Annotated in this window: 16 protein-coding genes and 2 tRNA genes; 15 read left to right on the top strand and 3 right to left on the bottom strand. The window is 53.7% G+C overall.

Annotated elements, in window-relative coordinates:
- The first annotated feature begins 27 nt into the window (after window positions 1-27).
- Complete coding sequence (gene chrA, locus ACFFSY_RS15235; RefSeq protein WP_377495408.1) at window positions 28-1,236, top strand: chromate efflux transporter; 1,209 nt, start codon at window positions 28-30, stop codon at window positions 1,234-1,236.
- 8 nt (window positions 1,237-1,244) lie between these two features.
- Window positions 1,245-1,718: an Rv1443c family protein gene (locus ACFFSY_RS15230; protein ID WP_377495406.1), complete on the top strand. Its 474-nt coding sequence runs from the start codon at window positions 1,245-1,247 to the stop codon at window positions 1,716-1,718.
- A gap of 51 nt (window positions 1,719-1,769) precedes the next feature.
- Here ACFFSY_RS15230 and ACFFSY_RS15225 read toward each other — a convergent pair.
- Window positions 1,770-1,846 (bottom strand) — tRNA-Arg (locus ACFFSY_RS15225).
- Between the two features lie 278 nt (window positions 1,847-2,124).
- Between ACFFSY_RS15225 and ACFFSY_RS15220 the strand changes: the two genes are divergently transcribed.
- Window positions 2,125-5,286: an efflux RND transporter permease subunit gene (locus ACFFSY_RS15220; RefSeq protein WP_377495404.1), complete on the top strand. Its 3,162-nt coding sequence runs from the start codon at window positions 2,125-2,127 to the stop codon at window positions 5,284-5,286.
- Window positions 5,287-5,316: 30 nt separating this feature from the next.
- Window positions 5,317-6,210, top strand: coding sequence for a TetR/AcrR family transcriptional regulator (locus tag ACFFSY_RS15215; RefSeq protein WP_377495402.1), 894 nt, complete (start codon window positions 5,317-5,319; stop codon window positions 6,208-6,210).
- Between the two features lie 61 nt (window positions 6,211-6,271).
- Here the strand turns inward: ACFFSY_RS15215 and ACFFSY_RS15210 are convergent, their stop codons facing one another.
- Together ACFFSY_RS15210 and ACFFSY_RS15205 are read right to left on the bottom strand one after the other, a co-directional pair.
- Entirely contained in the window at window positions 6,272-6,721 is a 450-nt protein-coding gene (locus ACFFSY_RS15210) for a hypothetical protein (RefSeq protein WP_377495400.1), read from the bottom strand.
- A 473-nt stretch (window positions 6,722-7,194) separates the two neighbouring features.
- Window positions 7,195-7,265, bottom strand: a tRNA-Gly gene (locus ACFFSY_RS15205).
- A gap of 194 nt (window positions 7,266-7,459) precedes the next feature.
- Here ACFFSY_RS15205 and ACFFSY_RS15200 point away from each other — a divergent pair.
- From ACFFSY_RS15200 to hemA, 11 genes are all read left to right on the top strand, one after another.
- Complete coding sequence (locus tag ACFFSY_RS15200) at window positions 7,460-8,356, top strand: hypothetical protein (protein WP_377495398.1); 897 nt, start codon at window positions 7,460-7,462, stop codon at window positions 8,354-8,356.
- Between the two features lie 92 nt (window positions 8,357-8,448).
- Complete coding sequence (gene tig, locus ACFFSY_RS15195) at window positions 8,449-9,750, top strand: trigger factor (protein WP_377495396.1); 1,302 nt, start codon at window positions 8,449-8,451, stop codon at window positions 9,748-9,750.
- A gap of 372 nt (window positions 9,751-10,122) precedes the next feature.
- Window positions 10,123-10,713 (top strand): ATP-dependent Clp endopeptidase proteolytic subunit ClpP, encoded by a 591-nt coding sequence (clpP, locus tag ACFFSY_RS15190; protein WP_148930311.1) that lies wholly within the window; start codon window positions 10,123-10,125, stop codon window positions 10,711-10,713.
- 24 nt (window positions 10,714-10,737) lie between these two features.
- Window positions 10,738-11,994 carry an ATP-dependent protease ATP-binding subunit ClpX gene (gene clpX / locus ACFFSY_RS15185; protein ID WP_377495394.1) on the top strand — a complete coding sequence of 419 codons (1,257 nt, stop codon included), beginning with the start codon at window positions 10,738-10,740 and terminating at the stop codon, window positions 11,992-11,994.
- Between the two features lie 112 nt (window positions 11,995-12,106).
- Window positions 12,107-13,222, top strand: a complete 1,116-nt coding sequence (gene ispG / locus ACFFSY_RS15180) for a flavodoxin-dependent (E)-4-hydroxy-3-methylbut-2-enyl-diphosphate synthase (protein ID WP_377495391.1) — start codon at window positions 12,107-12,109, stop codon at window positions 13,220-13,222.
- A gap of 121 nt (window positions 13,223-13,343) precedes the next feature.
- Complete coding sequence (gene lonB, locus ACFFSY_RS15175; protein ID WP_377495389.1) at window positions 13,344-15,050, top strand: ATP-dependent protease LonB; 1,707 nt, start codon at window positions 13,344-13,346, stop codon at window positions 15,048-15,050.
- A gap of 92 nt (window positions 15,051-15,142) precedes the next feature.
- The gene (gene lon, locus ACFFSY_RS15170) at window positions 15,143-17,500 is read left to right on the top strand and encodes an endopeptidase La (protein ID WP_377495387.1); all 2,358 of its coding nucleotides are present in this window, start codon (window positions 15,143-15,145) and stop codon (window positions 17,498-17,500) included.
- A 61-nt stretch (window positions 17,501-17,561) separates the two neighbouring features.
- The gene (yihA, locus tag ACFFSY_RS15165; RefSeq protein ID WP_377495384.1) at window positions 17,562-18,176 is read left to right on the top strand and encodes a ribosome biogenesis GTP-binding protein YihA/YsxC; all 615 of its coding nucleotides are present in this window, start codon (window positions 17,562-17,564) and stop codon (window positions 18,174-18,176) included.
- Between the two features lie 206 nt (window positions 18,177-18,382).
- Window positions 18,383-18,973, top strand: coding sequence for a non-ribosomal peptide synthetase module (locus ACFFSY_RS15160; RefSeq protein WP_377495382.1), 591 nt, complete (start codon window positions 18,383-18,385; stop codon window positions 18,971-18,973).
- 353 nt (window positions 18,974-19,326) lie between these two features.
- Complete coding sequence (gene speD, locus ACFFSY_RS15155; RefSeq protein WP_148930304.1) at window positions 19,327-19,725, top strand: adenosylmethionine decarboxylase; 399 nt, start codon at window positions 19,327-19,329, stop codon at window positions 19,723-19,725.
- A 177-nt stretch (window positions 19,726-19,902) separates the two neighbouring features.
- Window positions 19,903-21,309: a glutamyl-tRNA reductase gene (hemA, locus tag ACFFSY_RS15150; RefSeq protein ID WP_377495380.1), complete on the top strand. Its 1,407-nt coding sequence runs from the start codon at window positions 19,903-19,905 to the stop codon at window positions 21,307-21,309.
- Window positions 21,310-21,350 lie beyond the last annotated feature (41 nt).

Raw genomic sequence — 21,350 nt, 5'->3', positions numbered from 1 at the left:
TTCGAATCGGCGAGGAGAGAATGCAAAGTGGATCACGATATTGACCTTGCCAAGCCGCGTCGGGATGCGGTGTGGGAAGTATTTCGAGCAGCGCTGCGCCTTGGACTTACTTCGTTCGGCGGGCCCGTCGCTCACCTTGGGTATTTTCGCGCTGAATACGTAGAGAAACGACGATGGTTGAATGACCAGACCTATGCCGAGATCGTATCGTTATGCCAGCTGCTTCCCGGGCCTGCCAGCAGTCAAGTCGGCATCGCAATCGGCATGCTGCGCGCCGGGTGGCTGGGCGGTATCGCCGCATGGGCAGGCTTCACGCTTCCGTCCGCGCTGGCGCTTGCCGCGCTTGCATATGCGATGGGGGCGACGGACCTGGCCGGAGGCGAATGGGCGAAGTGGCTTCTGCTCGTGGCGGTTGCGGTCGTGGCTCAGGCCGTGCAGGGCATGGCGCTCACGCTTGCGTCGGAGCGGAAGACCGGATCGATCGCGCTTGCTGCTGCTGCATTGTCGCTACTATGGCCGGCGTCTTGGGCTCAGCTTGTTATCCTTGCCGGCGCAGCTGGTGTTGGTATGCTGCTGTTCAGACGAGCTGATCCGGACGCGAATGCGATGAATCCATTGGCCTCGCCGGTAGGGGCGCGATCGGCCGTTTGGCTGCTTGGCCTTTTGCTGGTGCTGTTGTTCGGTCTGCCGGCTGCTGCCGCGCTGGCTGACAGCGCGTGGCTCCATCTTGCCGCCAACTTCTATCGCGCTGGCGCGCTTGTGTTCGGCGGCGGGCATGTGGTGCTGCCGATGCTGGAGCCGGCGGTGGCGGAGCAGGCCTGGATGAGCGGCGAACAGTTCATGGCCGGATACGGCGCTGCGCAAGCCGTCCCTGGGCCGCTGTTTACGTTGTCCGCATATATCGGCATGGCGGCTGCCGGTTGGGTGGGCTCGATCGTCGCGGTCTTAGCGATGTTCTTCCCCTCATTTCTTCTAGTGGGCGGGACACTGCCGTTCTGGAGCCGAATCCGTAGGCAGCAACGCCTTCAGGCGGTATTGAAAGGGATTAACGCAGCGGTCGTAGGCATTCTGCTTGCCGCTCTGTATGATCCCGTGTTTACAGGGGCCGTACATGATAGGTTTGATTTATGCGTTGTGTTGGTGGCTTACGGCTTGTTGGTCTTGTGGAAAATGCCGGCGTGGATGTTGACGGGACTGGCGTTGATCGCCGGCGTTGCGACAACTTGGTGGATGTAGGTGGAAGCGTGAAATTCACGATGGAATCCAGATTGCCGTGCGATCCGGCATTGATGTGGGAGCAAGTAGCGGATACCGGGACATTCCGGCTGGTATCCGCGCCGCTTATGGTATTTCGGAGTCGCGACCACGGCGGACTCCCGCGGCAGTGGGTGGTTGGGGAGACGTATGCCCTTTCGATGTGGCTGCTCGGATGCATTCCGCTCGGCGGGCATTGGATCACGATTGCTACGATTGATCGTTCGGCTAGGCGGTTCTCGACGGCCGAGCGGGGAGCGCTGATCAAGGGCTGGAATCATACGATGCAGGTGAAGTCGGATGGCCGTGACGGGGCGCTGTTCCGCGATGATTTAGTCGTTCGGAGCGGAATCATGACGCCGCTAATCTTCGCGGGGGCTTATCTCTTTTTCTTATATCGCCATTGGCGTATGGGTAAGCTCATTCGCGATGGCAGGCTGTTTGTGGAAGATGAAAGAAGCTAATGCAAAAAACTCCTCATGACGAGTCATGAGGAGTTTTGTTTGAATAGGGAATGGCGTCCCGGAAGGGATTCGAACCCCCGACCGTGCGCTTAGAAGGCGCATGCTCTATCCAACTGAGCTACCGGGACAACGGATATTAATATACCATATTGTTTTAGGAACTTGCAACCAATATTTCTGCATTTCACGAAAAAAAATCTGAATGTGACGAAAAATAGAATTGTACACAGACGGATGGCACAATTTAAGAATATGGGCGTACTGACGTATGTAATATTTGTGACTGACCGTTCAATCAATTGACTTTTGAACATCGGTCAAATAATATTTGTGATAGAATGACCGGCGTTCAAATGACGGGGGCCGGGAAGGCAAGTCAAAGAGAACAAAGACAAGGAGTGGGAAAGTGAAGGGCATTATCCGATTTTCGTTGAATAACAAATTCGCTTTATGGCTCATGACGATCATCGTCGTCGTTGCCGGACTGTATGCTGGCACGAGCATGAAGCAAGAGACGATCCCTAACATTAACGTCCCGATTCTGACCGTTAACACCGTATTTCCCGGCGCGGCGCCGGAAGAAGTGGCCGATCAGATTACGGTACCGCTCGAGCAGCGCATTCAGAATTTGAACGGCGTCGACGCCGTCAATTCGACCTCGAGCGAGAATGTATCCATCATTACGATTCAGTATGGATACGACAAAGATATGAAGGAAGCGGAGAGCGAGCTCCGCGATGCGATCAATGGATTCGAAGCGCCGTCTGGGGCTCAGGATACGCAGATTTCCAAGATCAGTCTGAACGATTTTCCGGTCGTCTCGCTGAGCATCTCCTCCAAAGAACGCAGCTTGGAGGAAGTCACGAAGCTGGTCGAGACGGAGCTTACGCCTTCTCTTGAAGGCATCGATGGCATCGGCTCGGTTGCTATCTCCGGGCAGAACGTCAAAGAAGCGCAGCTCACGTTCAATAAAGAAAAAATGGCGCAGCTCGGCTTAAGCGAGGACACCGTGAAAGGCATTGTGCAGGCTTCCGCCATGAAAGTGCCGCTTGGCTTGTTCGAATTGGACAAGACCGAGAAAACGGTCGTTGTGGACGGCAATGTCGCCACGCTTGAGCAGCTGCGCAATATCGCGATACCCGCCATTCCATCTAGCGCGGGAGGTGCCGCGGGCGCAGGAACTGGCCCTGGCGTAGGTGCAGCTGGTGTCGGTGGGACTGGTGCGCAGACGCAAGCCGGAGCTGCGGCAGGGATCCCAACTGTGAAGCTCTCCGATATCGCAACGATCGAGATGGTTAACAAAGCCGAATCGATTTCCCGAACGAACGGCGAGCTTTCGATCGGCATCAATGCCACAAAGGCCTCCGACGCGAACACGGTCGACGTGGTCAATGCCGTGAAAGATAAGGCCGAGGCATTCAAGGCCGAACATAAAGACATCAACACAGTCGTATTGCTTGACCAAGGCAAGCCGATCGAGCAGTCGGTTACGACGATGATCGACAAAGCATTGTTCGGCGCGCTGTTTGCAGTTATCGTCATCCTGCTGTTCCTGCGCAATATCCGAACGACGATTATTTCGGTCGTTTCGATTCCGTTGTCGCTCGTCATCGCGCTGCTCATTCTGCAGCAGCTGGACATTACGCTTAACATCATGACGCTCGGCGCCATGACCGTTGCTATCGGCAGGGTTGTCGACGACTCGATCGTCGTCATCGAGAATAACTACCGGCGGATGTCGCTGCGCGGCGAGCGGCTGCGCGGGAAGGAACTCATTACCGAAGCCACGCGGGAGATGTTTATCCCAATTCTGTCTTCGACGCTCGTCACGATCGCGGTCTTCCTGCCGCTAGGCACTGTAAGCGGACCGATCGGCGAGATGTTTATGCCATTCGCGTTGACGATGGTGTTCGCGCTGCTTGCGTCACTGCTCGTCGCGATCACGATCGTGCCGATGATGACGCATATGATGTTCCGCAAAGGGCTGAAGGCGAACCAGACGCACGAAGAGAAGCCTGGCGCGCTTGGCCTTCGCTACCGCAAAATTTTGAACTGGTCGCTGAACCACAAGCTGATTACGTTCATCGGGGCGGTTGCGCTGCTCGTCGCAAGCTTCTTCCTTGTCCCGTACATCGGGTCCAGCTTCTTGCCGGAGGAAGAAGAGAAATATGCAATGATCACCTACTCCCCGGGTCCTGGCAAGCTGATCTCGGATGTGGAACAGACCGCACTCGAGGCTGAGAAGCTGATCATGGGCCAAGAGGGCATGAGGAACCTGCAATATTCGGTCGGCGGCCAAAGCCCGATGAGTTTCGGACCGAACAAGAATGCGCTGTTCTATGTCCAGTACGAAGATGACACCAAGAACTTCGGCGATGTGAAGAATAAGCTTGTCGAAGACTTAACCAAGATCGAACCGACTGGCAAATGGGGCGAGATGGACTTCTCCGGCGGTATGGGCGGCAGCAAGATTAGCTTGAACGTCTACGGTGAATCGTTCGATGAAATCAAGCCGGTCGTTGAGCAAATCCAGCAGATCATGGAGAAGAACGGATCGCTGGAGAAAGTCGAGACGTCGCTCTCCAAACAGTACGAGCAATATACGCTCGTCGCTGACCAGGAGAAGCTGAGTAAGCTCGGCCTGACCGCGGGACAAATCGCGATGAAGCTTGCGCCTGTCCGGGAAACCCCTGTATTGACGACCGTTCAAGAGGACGGTAAAGTTTACAACGTATACATTCAGGTGGACAAGAAAACGTACTCGACGATCTCGGATATCGAGAATGAGACGATCCAATCGCCACTAGGCATATCGGTGCCGCTGAAAGACGTGGTGAAGGTCGAAGAGGGCACGTCTGCCAACTCGGTTACGCGCATGGATGGCAAACTGTACGTGGAAGTTTCGGCGGAAGCGACGGGTAAAGACGTCGGCAGTGTCTCGACGAGCTTGCAGGAAGCGGTGGATAAGCTCGATTTGCCACCGACTGTATCGGTCGATTTCGGTGGCGTCACGGAACAAATCAACGAGACGTTCACGCAGCTTGGGCTCGCTATGGCTGCAGCGATTGCGATCGTGTACTTGCTGCTCGTCATCACGTTCGGCGGCGCGATTACGCCGTTCGCCATCCTGTTCTCGCTGCCATTCACGATCATTGGCGCGTTGGTAGGGTTGTTCCTGGCTGGCGAAACGATAAGCGCAACAGCGATGATGGGGATGCTGATGCTGATCGGTATCGTCGTCACGAATGCAATCGTCTTGCTCGACCGCGTTCTGCATATGGAGAAAGAAGGTTTGACGACGCGCGAAGCGCTGATTGAAGCGGCCGGTACGCGTCTGCGTCCGATCTTGATGACCGCGCTTGCGACGGTCGGTGCGCTGCTACCGCTCGTCCTCGGCTTTGAAGGCGGCAGCGGCGGTTTGATTTCCAAAGGACTGGGCGTTACGGTAATCGGCGGTCTCATCAGCTCGACGCTGCTGACGCTGCTTATCGTGCCGGTGGTATACGAATTCCTGGCACGGTTCAGAAGACAACCTGCCGACCACGAGGTGCGCGAAGCGACGCACTAAGCGGTTGGCCCGAAAGCAGGTGCCTTACAGTTGGAAGGCAAGAAACAGCAGATAATCCGGGCGGCGGTTCAATGTTTCTCGGAGAAGGGCTACAGGGGCACGTCTATCCAGGACATTGCGGACGTGCTCGGCATCGCGAAGGGATCGCTCTACTTTTATTTCAAATCCAAGAGCGACCTCCTTCAATTTATTATTAAAGATTATCTCGATCGCATTATGGCGGAATATTCGGCGCTGAACAGCCGGGAAGACTTGACTCCCCGCGATTTGCTCCGTCGCCACGTACTGACCGGATACCGCATGTACGAAGAGCATCAAGCGTTCTTCTCCATGCTCCTTCGCGAACGTTTCGAAGTGCATGACGAGCTGCACGAGTTGATGTTGAGTACCCGCCGACAAGGTCTGGTCATGACGCATGAATTGATTCTCAAGACATACGGAGAGCGAGCGAATGCTTACGCGCTCGATCTGACGATCGTCTTCCAGTCGATAACTGAAGGGTTTCTGGCGCTCGTCGTGTTCGAGCAGCAGCGGATCGATCCCGAGCGGTTGGCGGATTACATCGTCGCGCGTCTGGATGCGATGGCTGAGGATCTAAGCAAGGGTGAAGGCGAACCGATTATCGTTCCGGGCGTGCTGGAGGGTTGGCTTGCGTCCGTTCGCGGTCGGCAGACCGGTAAGGCAGAGCTTCTTGCCGAGATTCAGTCGCTCCGAGAAGCTGTAGCTGCGGCGGGCTTGCTGGACCCGGCGGACGACGCCGACGAGCTGCAATCGACGCTGGACGTATTATCGGCAGAGCTGGACAAGAACGAGTCGCAGCCGGTCGTACTGAAAGGCATGCTGGCGCTGCTGAAGGCGGTAAAGACGCCGGATATTCGCAAGAAAATCGGGAAATTGGAAAATGGAATATCGATTTTGCTCTAAGTAGGCAAAAGACGAATGGGCCGCTGCGATCGCAGCGGCCCACATTTATGTGCATTGCGAATTAGTTCCGGCTGACATAAGCCGTATATGGCTTGCTCGATCCGTAATCGCTGCCGGAGTGTCCGAACACGCGCCAAATGATTTTGAATCCCGGCGCCAGCGAGCCTGTGCCGTAATCTCCGTAGCCTGCGCCATTGTCGGATAAGGTACCGATCGGAATGTAGTTGCCGGACGGGTCTTGAAGAAGCGCGGTAACATCGAAATTGGCCCCTGAACTGTAAGAATTCGGATAGACGCCGTAGATGATGCTTACGTTCGAGCTGGTCGTGTTCGTGTAGGAGAACCAGTCCCCGTCCATGTAGTCCACATAGCTGGAATAATTAGAGCCGAGACCTAATGGGATGGGGTTAGTCAGAGTGTCGGCGATGCCCGAGATCGCGAATGCGGATTGCGCGGATCCCAGTACGGAGACTGCCGCGACTGCGGAGATGAGCAGCTTTTTCTTTTTCATAAACTTGGATTCTCCTTTTTGGTTAAAATATGGTAACATCTGTATAATAAATCGAATTCCTGAATTTGGTAAATGGTCTTGGAGTCGTAATTTAATTACAATAATATTACAAAATAATGATATTGATTCATTCTCTTGTCCTAATGGAAAAGGACAAAGTTACTATCGACTTGCTAAAAAATGGGCTAGATAGATTGGAGAAATAAAGGTTAAAGTTGTCGATCCATGAAACTGGGCATATCTTTTGATTCGCATTAATCACAAGTCGGTGTTTCTCTAAACAGACTGTAAGGTTATCCTTGCAATGGACGTGCCGCAGGTTCGTTGTTCGTTTCCGACAATTATCGAGTTGTCGTCCGTTTAGTTATGGAGTTGTTGGAAATAGTATGAGGAGTTCTTGCACAAAATGGCGGTTGAGGAAATGAAAAAAGAAGCCTTGATTAATCAAGGCTTCTTCGGGTAAGTCGATATGAAGCGGGTGAAGGGAATCGAACCCTCGCCTCAAGCTTGGGAAGCTGGCGTTCTACCATTGAACTACACCCGCGCAGTCAATGACAAGATAATAGCATACGCGCACATGGAAATCAAGGCATGGGAGTGTTATAATACAACGGCGTATACGGCGCGTGTGCATCGGACGCGCGGAAGCGGTATAGGTGCAAATAAGGCGGTGATCTCATTACGACGTCCAAAACGCCGCAAGGCGAACATAAAGACAATGTGTATCTATTTCCCAGAATGCTGGATCAATATCAAGTACAGTTGACCCGCATGCTGGAATCCGAACGGTATGGCGAAGCCAAGAGCTTGCTTAGATTTCTTCTACAGTGTCAAGGGGAAGACAAACGGCATTACGAGGAATGGACCAATTTGCTGTCGTGGCTGGAGATGGCTTTTCCAGGTCCGGACGACGGATATGGCGCGCTTCCAGGCGATTCGCTGCACGGAGAAGACACGGAAGAAGAGACCGAGGATTCGATCAGGCAGCAGACGATAGCGCCCGTCCAACAGGATAAAGCCTATGTTGAGCAAGTGCTGTACATCATGCAGCATCATCCGGTCGTGGATCAACAAATTCTCGCGCTGGAGAGGGCCGCTCATTTGGAGCACCCCGATGTGGACGAGACGATTATCAATTGGTTGACCAAGCAGGAGCTTCATCCTGCCTTACAATTCAAGGCGCTTCAATGTCTACGCAGACGGGGCGTGACAGGGCGGGTCATGCTTGAGCGTCTGGGAGAAACGGTTGATTTGGAGATAGAGCGCACGCCGCTATCCATGGGGGAGTTCCCGGATGTGACCGTTAGAATTGCGGAACGCGTCGAATCGGTGACCGAGGTGATTGATTCCACGATGCCGCATTTTGCGCGTGAGTTGTGGAAAGAGACGCTGCAGTGCATTTATGGCACGTCCGCATACGAACGTATGGCTGCAGACGACGATGAGACGGTCGATTGTTATGCGGCCGCGCTTCACCAAACGTTGGAGTTGTCGCTATATGGGCGAAGCGAAGACGATCAAGTACGGGATACATACGGGATTACGGACGCGTTGCGGTTCCGCTATGAACAGGCTTGCCGCAATTTGCGGCACGCTTCGCATTTTCATCGCGGTAGAGACTGGAACGAGCCTTGATATTCAGGTAGATTTTGATTATAATGTAGTGGTTTATGATCGCGAAACCTGTACGCTTGATGCGTGATTTTATCTGGAGGGGAAAGCATAACATGAAAGCAACATGGGAAAAAATAGACAAGAATCTTGTCGCCATCGACGTTGAAGTCGATGCGGCGCAAGTTTCGGAAGCGCTTGACAAAGCATTCAAGAAAGTAGTCCAAAAAGTAAATGTACCCGGCTTCCGTAAAGGCAAAGTGCCGCGCGCGATGTTCGAGAAGCGTTTCGGCGTAGAAAGCTTGTACCAAGACGCAATCGACATTCTTCTTCCGACGGCATACACGGCAGCGCTGCAAGAGACGGGCGTTGAAGCGGTCGATCGTCCGGAAATCGATGTTGAGCAATTCGCGAAGGGCGAGTCCTTCAAATTCAAGGCGAAAGTAACGGTTAAGCCTGAAGTGAAGCTCGGCGAGTACAAAGGCATCGAGCTTCCGGCGACGGACGCTAGCGTAGGCGAAGAAGAAATTGCGGAAGAGCTTGAGCGCCTGCAGCAGCGTCACGCTGAGCTGACTGTCATCGATGAAGGCGAAGCTCAGAACGGCGACACAGCTGTAATCGACTTTGAAGGCTTCGTGGACGGCGTCGCATTCGAAGGCGGCAAAGGCGAGCGTTATTCCCTTGAGCTGGGCTCCGGCTCGTTCATTCCGGGCTTCGAAGAACAAGTTGTAGGTTTGGCTACAGGTGATTTCAAAGACGTCGTCGTGACGTTCCCAGAGAACTACCATGCGGACAACCTGGCTGGCAAAGAAGCGGTCTTCAAAGTCAAGCTTCACGAAATCAAACGCAAGAACCTTCCTGCGCTCGACGACGAGTTCGCTAAAGACGTAAGCGAGTTCGACACGCTTGATGAGTTCAAGCAAGATCTTGTGAAGAAGCTGGCTGACCGTAAAGAGAAAGAAAATGAGCAAGCTCGCGAAGTTGCCGTCGTTGAGAAAGCAGCTGAAACTGCCGAGATCGACGTGCCGCAAGCGATGATCAACACGGAAGTGGATTTCATGCTGCGCGATTTCGAGCAACGTCTCCGCATGCAAGGCATGAATCTCGACCTGTACTACCAGTTCTCCGGTCAAGACGAGTCCGTGCTTCGCGAACAAATGGGCACAGATGCCGAGAAGCGCGTTCGCAACAACCTGGTACTGGAGCAAATCTCCAAGAATGAAGGCATCAGCGCTTCCGAAGAAGAGCTGACGGAAGAACTCGAGAAGCTCTCCGGCATGTACAACCGTCCGGTGGACGAGCTTCGCACGCTGTTCGCCTCGAACGGCAACATCGACAACCTCAAAGCGGACATCGTGATCCGTAAAACGATCAAGTTCCTGCTCGACAACAGCAAAGTCGCTACTGAGGTAGCTTAAGGATCGAGGCCGTCCCCGGTGGGCGGCTCGTTCTATCAAGAGGGGAGGCACGTGCAAACGTGCCTTCTTTCAACTCAAGGCTTCAACCCCTGCCTTAATTGAAGGAAGGGACATAACGATTGATTGGGGCTTGCCCCGTACATAACCATAACCTTTCGCCGTATACTGTAACATTCGGCGAGGCCGCGTTCAGTGAGCGAAGCGACTCCATGCTTTTCGGGTGGAAAAATGACTTTGTAATCGGAACGTGGTAAACTAACATAGATACCCGGTTACTTACTTGAAGAGACACCTTGAATCAACCGCGCAGTGGGGGGACCACGAGGGTAAGCGGCCATATAGGACCGCATTAAATTTAAGGAGGTTGGTCGCATGAATCTCGTACCAGTCGTCGTTGAACAAACGAACAGAGGAGAACGTTCTTACGACATTTACTCCCGTCTGCTGAAGGATCGGATCATTTTCCTGGGAAGTGCGATCGACGATGATGTCGCGAACTCTGTCATCGCGCAGCTGCTGTTCTTGGCAGCGGACGACCCGGAGAAGGATATCCATTTGTACATCAACTCGCCAGGCGGTTCGGTAACCGCGGGGATGGGTATTTATGATACGATGCAATTCATTAAGCCGGACGTATCCACGATTTGCATGGGACTTGCCGCAAGCATGGGCTCGCTTCTGCTGACGGCCGGTGCGAAAGGCAAACGTTTTGCGCTGCCGAATGCAGAAGTGATGATCCATCAACCGCTGGGCGGCGTTCGCGGTCAGGCGTCGGATATCAAGATCCATGCCGATTGGATTTTGAAGACCAAAGAGAAGCTGAACAACATCTATGTTGAACGTACCGGCCAGCCATACGAGAAAATTGAACGCGATACCGACCGCGACAATTTCATGAGTGCCGAAGAAGCGCTCAATTACGGGTTGATCGACAAGATCGTCACGTCTGCCGTCAACCTGTAACCATCGATACGAAGGGGTGATCCCATGTTTAAATTCAACGACGAGAAGGGCCAGTTGAAGTGCTCGTTCTGCGGCAAATCCCAGGATCAAGTGCGCAAACTTGTTGCTGGACCTGGCGTTTATATATGCGATGAATGTATCGAACTGTGCACGGAGATTGTGGAGGAGGAGCTCGGCCATGAGGAAGAGCTCGATCTGAAGGATATCCCTAAGCCGAAAGACATCCGCAACATTTTGGATTCGTACGTAATCGGCCAGGAACAAGCGAAGAAGTCGCTTTCCGTCGCCGTGTACAACCATTACAAACGGATTAACTCGGGCAGCAAGATTGAAGATGTCGAGCTGCAGAAATCCAACATTCTCCTTGTCGGCCCAACGGGTTCCGGCAAGACGCTGCTCGCACAGACGATGGCGAAGATTCTCAACGTGCCGTTTGCGATCGCGGATGCGACATCGCTGACGGAAGCCGGTTATGTCGGCGAAGATGTAGAGAACATACTGCTCAAACTCATTCAAGCGGCCGATTACGACGTGGAGAAAGCCGAGCGCGGCATTATCTACATCGACGAAATCGATAAAGTTGCCCGCAAATCGGAAAATCCGTCTATTACGCGCGACGTATCGGGCGAAGGTGTGCAGCAGGCGCTGCTCAAGATCCTCGAGGGTACGGTCGCATCTGTGCCGCCTCAGGGTGGACGGAAGCACCCGCATCAAGAATTCATCCAAATCGATACGACGAACATTTTGTTCATTTGCGGTGGCGCGTTCGACGGTTTGGAGCAGTACATCAAACGCCGGATCGGCAAGAAAGTAATCGGCTTTAATACCGCTGGCGAAGGTCAGAAGGACTTGAAGCCAGGCGAATATCTGAGCATGGTCTTGCCGGAAGACTTGCTGAAATTTGGGCTTATTCCGGAATTCGTCGGCCGTCTGCCGGTAATCTCGACGCTTGAGCCGCTCGATGAAGCTGCGCTTGTCCGCATTCTTTCGGAACCGAAGAATGCGCTCGTGAAGCAGTATCAGAAGCTGCTGGAGATGGACAATGTGAAGCTTGACTTCGACCAACCGGCTTTGGAGGCGATTGCCAAAGAAGCGATCAAGCGGAACACGGGCGCCCGCGGTCTTCGTGCGATCATCGAGGGCATTATGCTCGACGTCATGTACGAAGTTCCTTCCCGCGACGATGTGCAGACATGCCTCATCACGGAGAAGGTCGTGCAAGAGAAGATCATGCCGGAGCTTACGAGCAAGAAAGGCAAGAAGAAGGAAGAAAGCGCCTAATAGAAAGATAGACGTCATTTCCACCCTTGGATGGCGGCGAAAGCCGCTCTTTTCAGGGGTGGACTTTGACGTTATAGGAAGATTTTCGCTTCGATGGGAGAGGAAACCAAACATGTATTTACGTCAAGATACCGTGCCTGTCAAAGTAGGTCCCCTTACGATTGGCGGGAGCGACGAAGTCATCATTCAGAGCATGTGCACGACAAAGACGGCGGACGTGGAAGCGACTGTAGCGGAGATTTTGCGTCTTGAGGAAGCGGGCTGTCAAATTGTCCGCGTTACGGTGAACAATAAGGAAGCGGCTGAAGCCATCAAAGAAATCAAGAAACGCATTCATATTCCGCTCGTGGCGGACATCCACTTCGATTACCGTCTGGCCCTGGCCGCGATCGAGAACGGCGTCGATAAAGTCCGAATCAACCCGGGCAACATCGGCCGCCGCGAGAAGGTCGAAGCAGTCGTGAAAGCTTGCAAAGATAAGGGAATCCCGATTCGGATCGGCGTGAACGCAGGTTCGCTTGAGAATCATCTGCTGGAGAAGTACGGCTACCCAACGCCTGAAGCGATGGTCGAGAGCGCGCTCTTCCATATCGGCATTCTGGAGGAGCTCGACTTCCACGACATTATCGTTTCGCTGAAAGCGTCCGACGTGCCAATGGCGATTGCGGCGTACCGAATGGCTGCGGAGAAGATCAAATATCCGCTTCATCTTGGTATCACGGAGGCAGGCACGCTGACGACCGGCACGATTAAGAGCTCGGCGGGTATCGGTGCCTTGCTGGCTATGGGAATCGGCAACACGGTCCGCATTAGCTTAAGCGCGGATCCGGTCGAGGAAGTGAAAGTCGCGCGCGAAATTCTGAAGAGCTTCGGTCTGATTACGAATGCCGCGACGCTAGTATCCTGCCCGACCTGTGGACGTCTGGACATTGATTTGTTCTCGATTGCCAACGAAGTCGAGGAGTATATTAGCAAGATTAAGGTGCCGATCAAGGTATCCGTCCTCGGATGTGCGGTGAACGGCCCCGGCGAGGCGCGCGAAGCGGATATCGGCATTGCGGGCGCACGCGGCGAAGGCATGTTGTTCCGTTACGGAGAGATGATCCGCAAGGTGCCGGAAGCCGAACTGCTGGACGAGTTGAAGAAAGAAATCGACGAAATCGTGCGCGTGTTCGAAGAAACAGGCGAGATTCCGGGACGGAAGGCGCATCACGCGGCATCCAAGTAACGAACCGAACGAAAAACTTTAGATCGCTTCTCACGATTATTACATCCGGCACGGGGCAATACTGACAAGTATGAGCCCGGAATTGCCGGATGTTTTTGTTTGGAGAGGAGTCGATTTGGTAATGAGCAATATCAGTTTAATCGTCATGCTAATTCAAGTTTTTTTCGCGATCGTGATCGGTCTGTACTTCTGGAACTTGCTGCGCAACCAAAAAACGAATCGTACCGCGGTCGATCGAGAATCCCGCAAGGAGATGGATAAGCTGCGGAAGCTGCGCTCCATCTCACTGACGAAACCACTTGCGGAGAAGACTCGTCCGCAGACGATGAACGACATCGTTGGGCAGCGAGACGGTCTACGAGCCCTCAAGGCGGCCATGTGCAGCGCCAACCCTCAGCATGTCATTATCTATGGGCCTCCCGGTGTAGGTAAGACAGCCGCCGCAAGGGTCGTTCTCGAAGAGGCGAAGAAGAACCCGACGTCGCCTTTCCAGCAGGATGCGAAATTCACGGAAATCGACGCGACGACCGCGAGGTTCGATGAACGCGGCATCGCAGACCCGCTGATCGGTTCGGTGCACGACCCGATCTATCAAGGTGCGGGCGCCATGGGGGTGGCCGGTATTCCTCAGCCGAAACCCGGTGCAGTCACGAAAGCGCACGGCGGCATGCTGTTTATCGATGAAATCGGTGAATTGCATCCGATCCAGATGAATAAATTGTTAAAAGTGCTGGAAGACCGTAAGGTTTATCTCGAGAGCGCTTATTACAACTCGGAAGACACGAATATTCCGATGTATATTCATGATATTTTTCAAAATGGACTTCCTGCGGATTTTCGCTTAGTCGGCGCGACGACGCGGTCGCCGCAAGAGCTTCCGCCGGCTTTGCGCTCGCGCTGCATGGAAATCTATTTTAGACCGCTGCTGGCCGAGGAAATCGCGGAGATCGCGGTGAACGCGCTGAAGAAGATCGGATTGCCGCCTTGCCCGGAAGCGGTTGACGTCGTGAAGCGGTATGCGACGAATGGCCGCGAAGCGGTCAACGTCATTCAGTTGGCGGCTGGACTTGCGTTATCCGAGAAACGCGACACCATCACGGCAGCCGACGTGGAGTGGGTTGTCAATAGCAGCCAGATTCCGCCGCGTCCCGACCGCAAAGTACCTTCTTTGCCGCAGATCGGCTTCGTGAACGGCTTGGCGGTCTATGGTCCGAACATGGGCACGATGCTGGAGATCGAAGTGAGTGCCATCGTGGCCAAACCAGGAAGAGGACGATACACCATTACGGGTGTCGTCGATGAAGAGGAGCTTGGCGGCGGCAGCCGGACGCTTCGGCGCAAGAGTATGGCGAAAGGCTCGGTGGAGAACGTTCTGACCGTACTGAGACGTCTGGGACTTGCGCCGGAGAATTACGACCTGCATATCAACTTTCCAGGCGGCACGCCGATCGACGGTCCGTCGGCCGGCACCGCGATGGCGACCGCGATCGCTTCGGCCATTAGAGGCGAAGCGGTAGATAACAAGCTGGCGATGACAGGTGAAGTAGGTATCCATGGGAACGTGAAGCCTGTCGGGGGTGTGCTTGCGAAGGTCGAGGCTGCGTTTCAAGCCGGCGCGAATCGGGTTATTATCCCACGAGAGAATTGGCAAGCCGTCTTTGCGGATTTAGAGGGCTTGCAAGTCATACCGGTCGATCACATCGACGAAGTATTCCGCCATGTGTTCAAATCCGAAGAAACGCGCATTGCCGCTCCCGCTCCGGCAGCCGCAAGCGACGTATTTATCGCGTCGAGTCTCCCCTATTTGCAGGCGGATTCCGTAGAGTGATAAAATGGAATAGAAACACGGTAGAAGCTTAAGCGTGTTTTCCGCCAACAATCGTATGGACGGAGAACTTCAGCGATCATGGAGGTGCTGGAATGGGACCTGCAAAATGGAAAGGTCGTCGGCTGCCCCTGCTTCCGCTTCGGGGGCTCCTTGTATACCCCAGCATGGTGCTCCACCTCGATGTGGGCAGGGAAAAGTCCGTTCGCGCGCTAGACCGCGCGATGTTAGACGATCATATGATTCTGCTTTGCTCGCAGTCGGAAGTGAATATCGAAGAACCGACCCAAGAAGATATATACCGGGTTGGCACGATCGCGCGAGTAAGGCAAATGCTCAAACTGCCGAATGGCACAATCCGCGTTCTGGTCGAAGGGGTCGTACGCGCGGAGGTCGTCGATTATTTGCCGAACGACGACTTCTATGAAGTATCGGTTAAGGAGCTGCCGGAGACCGAATCGAACGATCCGGAGATCGATGCGCTTATGCGCACCGTTCTGAACCAGTTCGAGCATTACATCAATCTCTCCAAGAAAGTGACGCCGGAGACGCATGCGGCCGTGTCGGATATCGATGAGCCGGGGCGACTCGCCGATGTCATTACCAGTCACTTGTCCTTGAAGATCAAAGACAAACAGGACATTCTGGAGACGATCGACGTGAAGGCGCGGCTGGAGAAGCTGCTCGACTTGCTCAATAACGAGCGCGAAGTGCTCGAGCTCGAACGCAAGATTAGCCAGCGCGTCAAGAAACAGATGGAGAAGACGCAGAAGGAATACTACTTGCGCGAGCAGATGAAGGCGATCCAGAAGGAGCTTGGCGAGAAAGAAGGCCGGGCTGGCGAAGTGGAGGAGCTTCGGAATCAGCTTGCAAACGCGCAGCTTCCGGAGAAAGTCCAGGAGAAAGTCGAGAAGGAAATCGACCGTCTCGAGAAAATGCCATCGACTTCGGCCGAAGGCGGCGTCATTCGCAATTATATCGATTGGCTGTTATCGCTGCCTTGGAACGACGTGACGGACGATATTCTCGATATCGCCGGCGCCGAAGCGATTTTGAACGAGGACCATTACGGTCTGGAGAAACCGAAGGAACGCGTGCTCGAGTACTTGGCGGTCCAGCAGCTGGTTAAGAAGCTCAAGGGGCCGATTCTTTGCCTCGTGGGCCCTCCGGGCGTCGGTAAAACCTCGATGGCGCGCTCCATTGCCAAATCGCTCGGACGCGAATTCGTGCGCATCTCGCTTGGCGGCGTGCGAGACGAGGCGGAAATCCGCGGACATCGCCGGACGTACGTGGGCGCAATGCCGGGGCGTATTATTCAGGGGATGAAGACGGCCGGCTCGCTGAATCCGGTGTTCCTGCTCGATGAGATCGATAAGATGGCGATGGATTTCCGAGGTGACCCGGCGTCCGCGCTGCTGGAGGTTCTTGATCCGGAGCAGAACAGCACGTTCAGCGACCACTTCATCGAGATGCCGTTCGATCTGTCGAACGTCATGTTCATTACGACGGCCAACGCGATTCATAATATTCCAAGACCGCTGCTGGACCGGATGGAAGTGCTGTATATCCCGGGGTACACGGAGCTGGAGAAGCTGCAGATCGCAACCCGTTATCTGCTGCCGAAGCAGAAGAAGGATCACGGCTTGGAACCAGATCAGCTGACGGTAACGGAAGAAGCGCTGCAGCTCGTCATCCGCGAATATACGCGGGAGTCCGGTGTTCGGAACTTAGAGCAGCAGGTCGCTTCGATCTGCCGGAAAGCGGCCAAAACGATCGTGTCGGATACGGAACGTAAGCCGATCGAAGCCGATGTGGCGACGATCAAGGAATGGCTCGGACCGCCAAAATTCCGGTACGGCATGGCGGAATTGTCGGACCAAATCGGAGCCGTGACCGGATTGGCATGGACGGAGGTAGGCGGGGATACGCTCGTGATCGAAGTGACAGTGCTGCCGGGTACGGGCAAATTGACGCTCACGGGCAAGCTCGGCGATGTCATGAAGGAGTCTGCGCAAGCGGCGTTCAGCTTTACACGCTCTCGTGCGGCCGAACTGAACATTGCGCCCGACTTCCATGAGAAGAACGATATCCATATTCATATTCCGGAAGGCGCGATTCCGAAGGACGGTCCTTCCGCGGGCATCACGATGGCTACAGCGCTTATCTCTGCGTTGACCGGGCGCAAGGTATCCCGTGAAGTCGCGATGACCGGCGAAATCACGCTCCGTGGGCGTGTGCTGCCGATCGGCGGCTTGAAGGAGAAATCGCTCGCCGCGCATCGGGCTGGCATCCGTAAAGTGCTGCTGCCGAAGGATAACGAGCGCGACCTACGGGATATTCCGGACAGCATCCGCGCGGACATGGAGTTCATCCCGGTTGCGCATATGGATGAAGTGCTCAGCCATGCGCTGGTGAATCAGGCGACTAGCCAAGCCCCGGTTGAAGCGCACTAAACTTCAAGATGACGAGCAATACGTGCACTATTGATTAAGAGAAAGCAGGTTTGTGAGAAGCATGAAAATAACGGAAGCTGAGTTTATTATCAGCGCGGTCCGGCCGGAACAATATCCAGAAGACGCCTTGCCAGAGTTCGCTCTGGCAGGGCGTTCCAATGTCGGCAAGTCGTCGCTGATCAATCGCATGATCCAACGCAAGAATCTGGCTCGCACAAGCTCGCAGCCAGGCAAGACGCAGCAGTTGAACTACTACCGGGTCAATCAGAAATTGTACTTTGTTGACTTTCCGGGCTATGGCTATGCCAAGGTATCCAAAGTCCAGCGGGAGCAATTCGGCCAAATGATCGAAACGTTCCTTGGCGACCGGGAGCCGCTCAAGATGGTGCTGCTTATCATCGATATTCGTCATGCCCCGAGCAAAGACGATTGTTTGATGTATAAATGGCTGCGTCACTATAACATCCCGTTGACCATTGTCACGACAAAAGCCGACAAAATCCCCAAAAGCCAATGGCAGAAGCATATTAAGATGATTAAAGAGACGCTGGAAGCAGATCCGCACGACCGCGTCGTGCTCTTTTCGTCCGAAACCGGGCTTGGCCGCGACGAGCTGTGGGAAGTCTTGCTTAGCCAGATGGAGGAGACGACAGAGAATACGGTAGCATCCGAGTGAGTTTGTGGTTGAAAAGCGAGAATAACGGGTAATAATGCGATGCGATCGCCGTTTTCTCCGGGATTTTTCAGAAATATGCGAGAATATCGAGAACAGATGGCAGGAATAAAGATGTTGGATCGGGTATAATATACGTAAGCAGTACAATCGGTTTGAACGAACCCCGTCGAGGGGATCGTGCAAGTTAAAGAATTGAGGAGATTTTTATGGCTCAGCGGATAGCCACGGAGTATGTCAAAGCTTCTCTGCAATTAACGGCTGATGAGATGGCGGGATTTGTCCGGTTTTTTGAGGAACAGCATGTGAGACAGCAAGTGCGCGTGCTCGACAACGGCAATCACGAAATGGTTCTCGAAGACGAGGCAGGTCGGGAAGAGGTCCGCTTGATTTTTGAACGAATGCAGGATCGGTATGTATGCTCGTTATCCTGCCGACTGATGCATCCCAAATTAACGAATGCCATGCGCAAAGCAGTCGCAGCATTCCGGGGCGATGCCATTGTCAACCGCATTTATCCAACGTATACGATGACGTATCATTATGTGCAAGGCTCCGTAAGACAGATCGTCGAACATAAGCAAGGCGAGGTCCGCGTCGTGTTTGAATACAAGGACACGGTCGGTCAACTAGAGAAGCAATTCCGAAGCAATGATGTCGAGCAATCCATCGTTCTATTGCAGAACGCCGTGAATGAATTACTAGACCTTCGCAATCAATGCTCGGACGTATCTCACATTGCTCTGATTGACGAGAAACTACGGCTTGCAACCCACCAACTATTCATTCTAGAAGCTTAATCTGTCCTTATAGCATGACCTGGAACCGCTGCCTGGCAGCGGTTCTTTTCGTTTTGCTGTTTATGTAAACCCCATTCTTTAGGCGCGCGAAGAGGCAGGCATCTGCATACGATAAATTCGGGCTAGGAGGCGGTGGGAGAGCCTGGGGAAAAACGCAAAAAAAAAGGTTGCATTTATCCCGGATAGATGTTATTTTTATTTTCGTTGAAAATAATCAGCTACAAATTAGGAACCAGGATTCACTCAGGACATGGTTATGTTGCGAGAGATTATTCCCTCGGGCAGTGAATGACGTAGGTCCTAGCGGATGAAATTTTTAAAACATTTTATTCCTAGGAAGGGGGAACCGAAAGATGGAATATTCAACTTTCGGAAGACACGTTGCTGTTGACACTTGGGGTGTAGATTTTGAGTTGCTCAACAACGCGGAATTTTTGCAAGCCCAAATGGTGGAGGCTGCAGAAGCGTGCGGCGCTACCGTACTCTCAGTGCAAGCCAAACAATTCGAGCCACAGGGAGCAACAGTGCTCGTATTGCTGTCTGAAAGTCATCTCTCGATTCACACGTATCCTGAGAAAGGTTTCGCGGCGCTGGACTGTTACACTTGCGGCGAGACTGTTGATCCGCAGCTGGCGATCGATTACATGATCTCCGTGCTGAAACCGACAACGACACATGCGAAGAAGCTTGTTCGCGGTATGGGTGAATTGCAAGTCGTAGAACCAGAAATGAAACAAGCGCAATTCGTGTAAAATAACCGATGATTAGCGGCTATGGGGCCTCACTCCGTAGCCGTTTTTATATGGCGTTTTTTGTGTAAGTAGAATATGCGCATCTTCAAACTTTTTTCATAAATGCGGGCGTATAGCTTGTCGAACTGTGCTATAATAACTAATGTTCAAAATTTACTGGAGGGCAGGTGAACGCGCATGCACATTGTCGTTGTCGGGCTTAACTACCGGACAGCTCCCGTTGAAGTTCGCGAACGGTTTACGTTCGCTGAGCAGGAACTGCCAGAAGCGCTCAAACAACTGCAGCAGACGAAGAGCATCATGGAATGTGTCATTGTAGCGACCTGCAACCGCACCGAGCTGTATGCCGTCGTGGACCGTCCGCAGTTGTGCGGCCATTACATTCGGAACTTTATGGAACAATGGTTCGGGCTGCCTCGTGAGCAGTTTACGAGTCATCTATATATGCATGAGGACGACGGGGCGATTAAACATTTGTTCCGCGTTGCAAGCGGGCTCGACTCGATGGTGATTGGCGAGACGCAGATCCTTGGTCAAGTCCGAAGCGCATTCTTGCTGGCGCAGGAGCACAAGGCGACGGGAACGGTCTTCAACATGTTGTTCAAACAAGCGGTGACGCTTGCCAAGCGCGCTCATACGGAGACAAGCATCGGCGAGTCCGCCGTATCGGTCAGCTACGCGGCCGTAGAACTCGGCAAACGAATCTTCGGCCATTTCGCCGGCAAGACCGTCATGATTCTCGGAGCGGGCAAGATGAGCGAATTAACCGCCAAGCATTTGCACGCGAACGGCGTGAAGCAGATTATCGTCGTGAATCGAACGTTCGAACGCGCGCTGCAGCTGGCGGAGAAATTCGGCGGTGTGCCGTGTGCGATGGAAGACGCCGTTCGCCGATTGCACGAGACCGACATCTTGATTAGCTCGACGGGCAGCGACGGTTATGTGCTGAACCGGGAGCAAGTGGCTGGCGCGATGAAGAAGCGGAAGTCTAAGCCGCTCTTCATGATCGATATTGCGGTTCCCCGCGATTTAGATCCTCGTATTGCCACGATCGAGAACGTGTTCTTGTATGACATCGACGACCTGGAAGGCATTGTCGAGAGCAACATGGAGCTGCGCCGTCAGGAAGCCGCCAAGATCGAATCGTTCATCGCGATCGAGCTCGACGCATTCCAGAACTGGTATCGCACGCTTGGCGTCGTGCCGCTCATTCGCGCGCTGCAGGACAAGGCGGCAGCCATTCATGAGGAGACGATGGAGAGTTTGACGAACAAGCTGCCTGATTTGGATGAACGCGAGCTGAAGGTGATCCGGAAGCTGACGAAGAGCATCGTCAACCAAATGATGCAGGATCCAATCGTCCGAATTAAAGAAATGGCAGGCGAGAAGCGCGGCGATGAAGCGATGGATCTGTTTGTGAAATTGTTCGCATTAGAGGATTCGGTTGCGCAAGAGGAGAATCGTTCGAAATCCGCGGCCGTCATGAAAGAGCTCCAGTCGTCCGCGGTGGAGGGCAATTCGAAAGTGGCGAAAGGCAAGTCAGCCCTGCAATTGCCGGGCATGGCGGCAGCTGTAACGCCATAACCACGCAGGGAGGCAGGCCGCGCAAGCGTGGCCTGCCTCTC

The organism is Paenibacillus aurantiacus (genome assembly GCF_042431225.1).
Taxonomy (GTDB): domain Bacteria; phylum Bacillota; class Bacilli; order Paenibacillales; family Paenibacillaceae; genus Paenibacillus_Z; species Paenibacillus_Z aurantiacus.
Note: the sequence above shows the minus strand (reverse complement) of the source record. Positions and strands in the feature narration are given on the sequence as shown.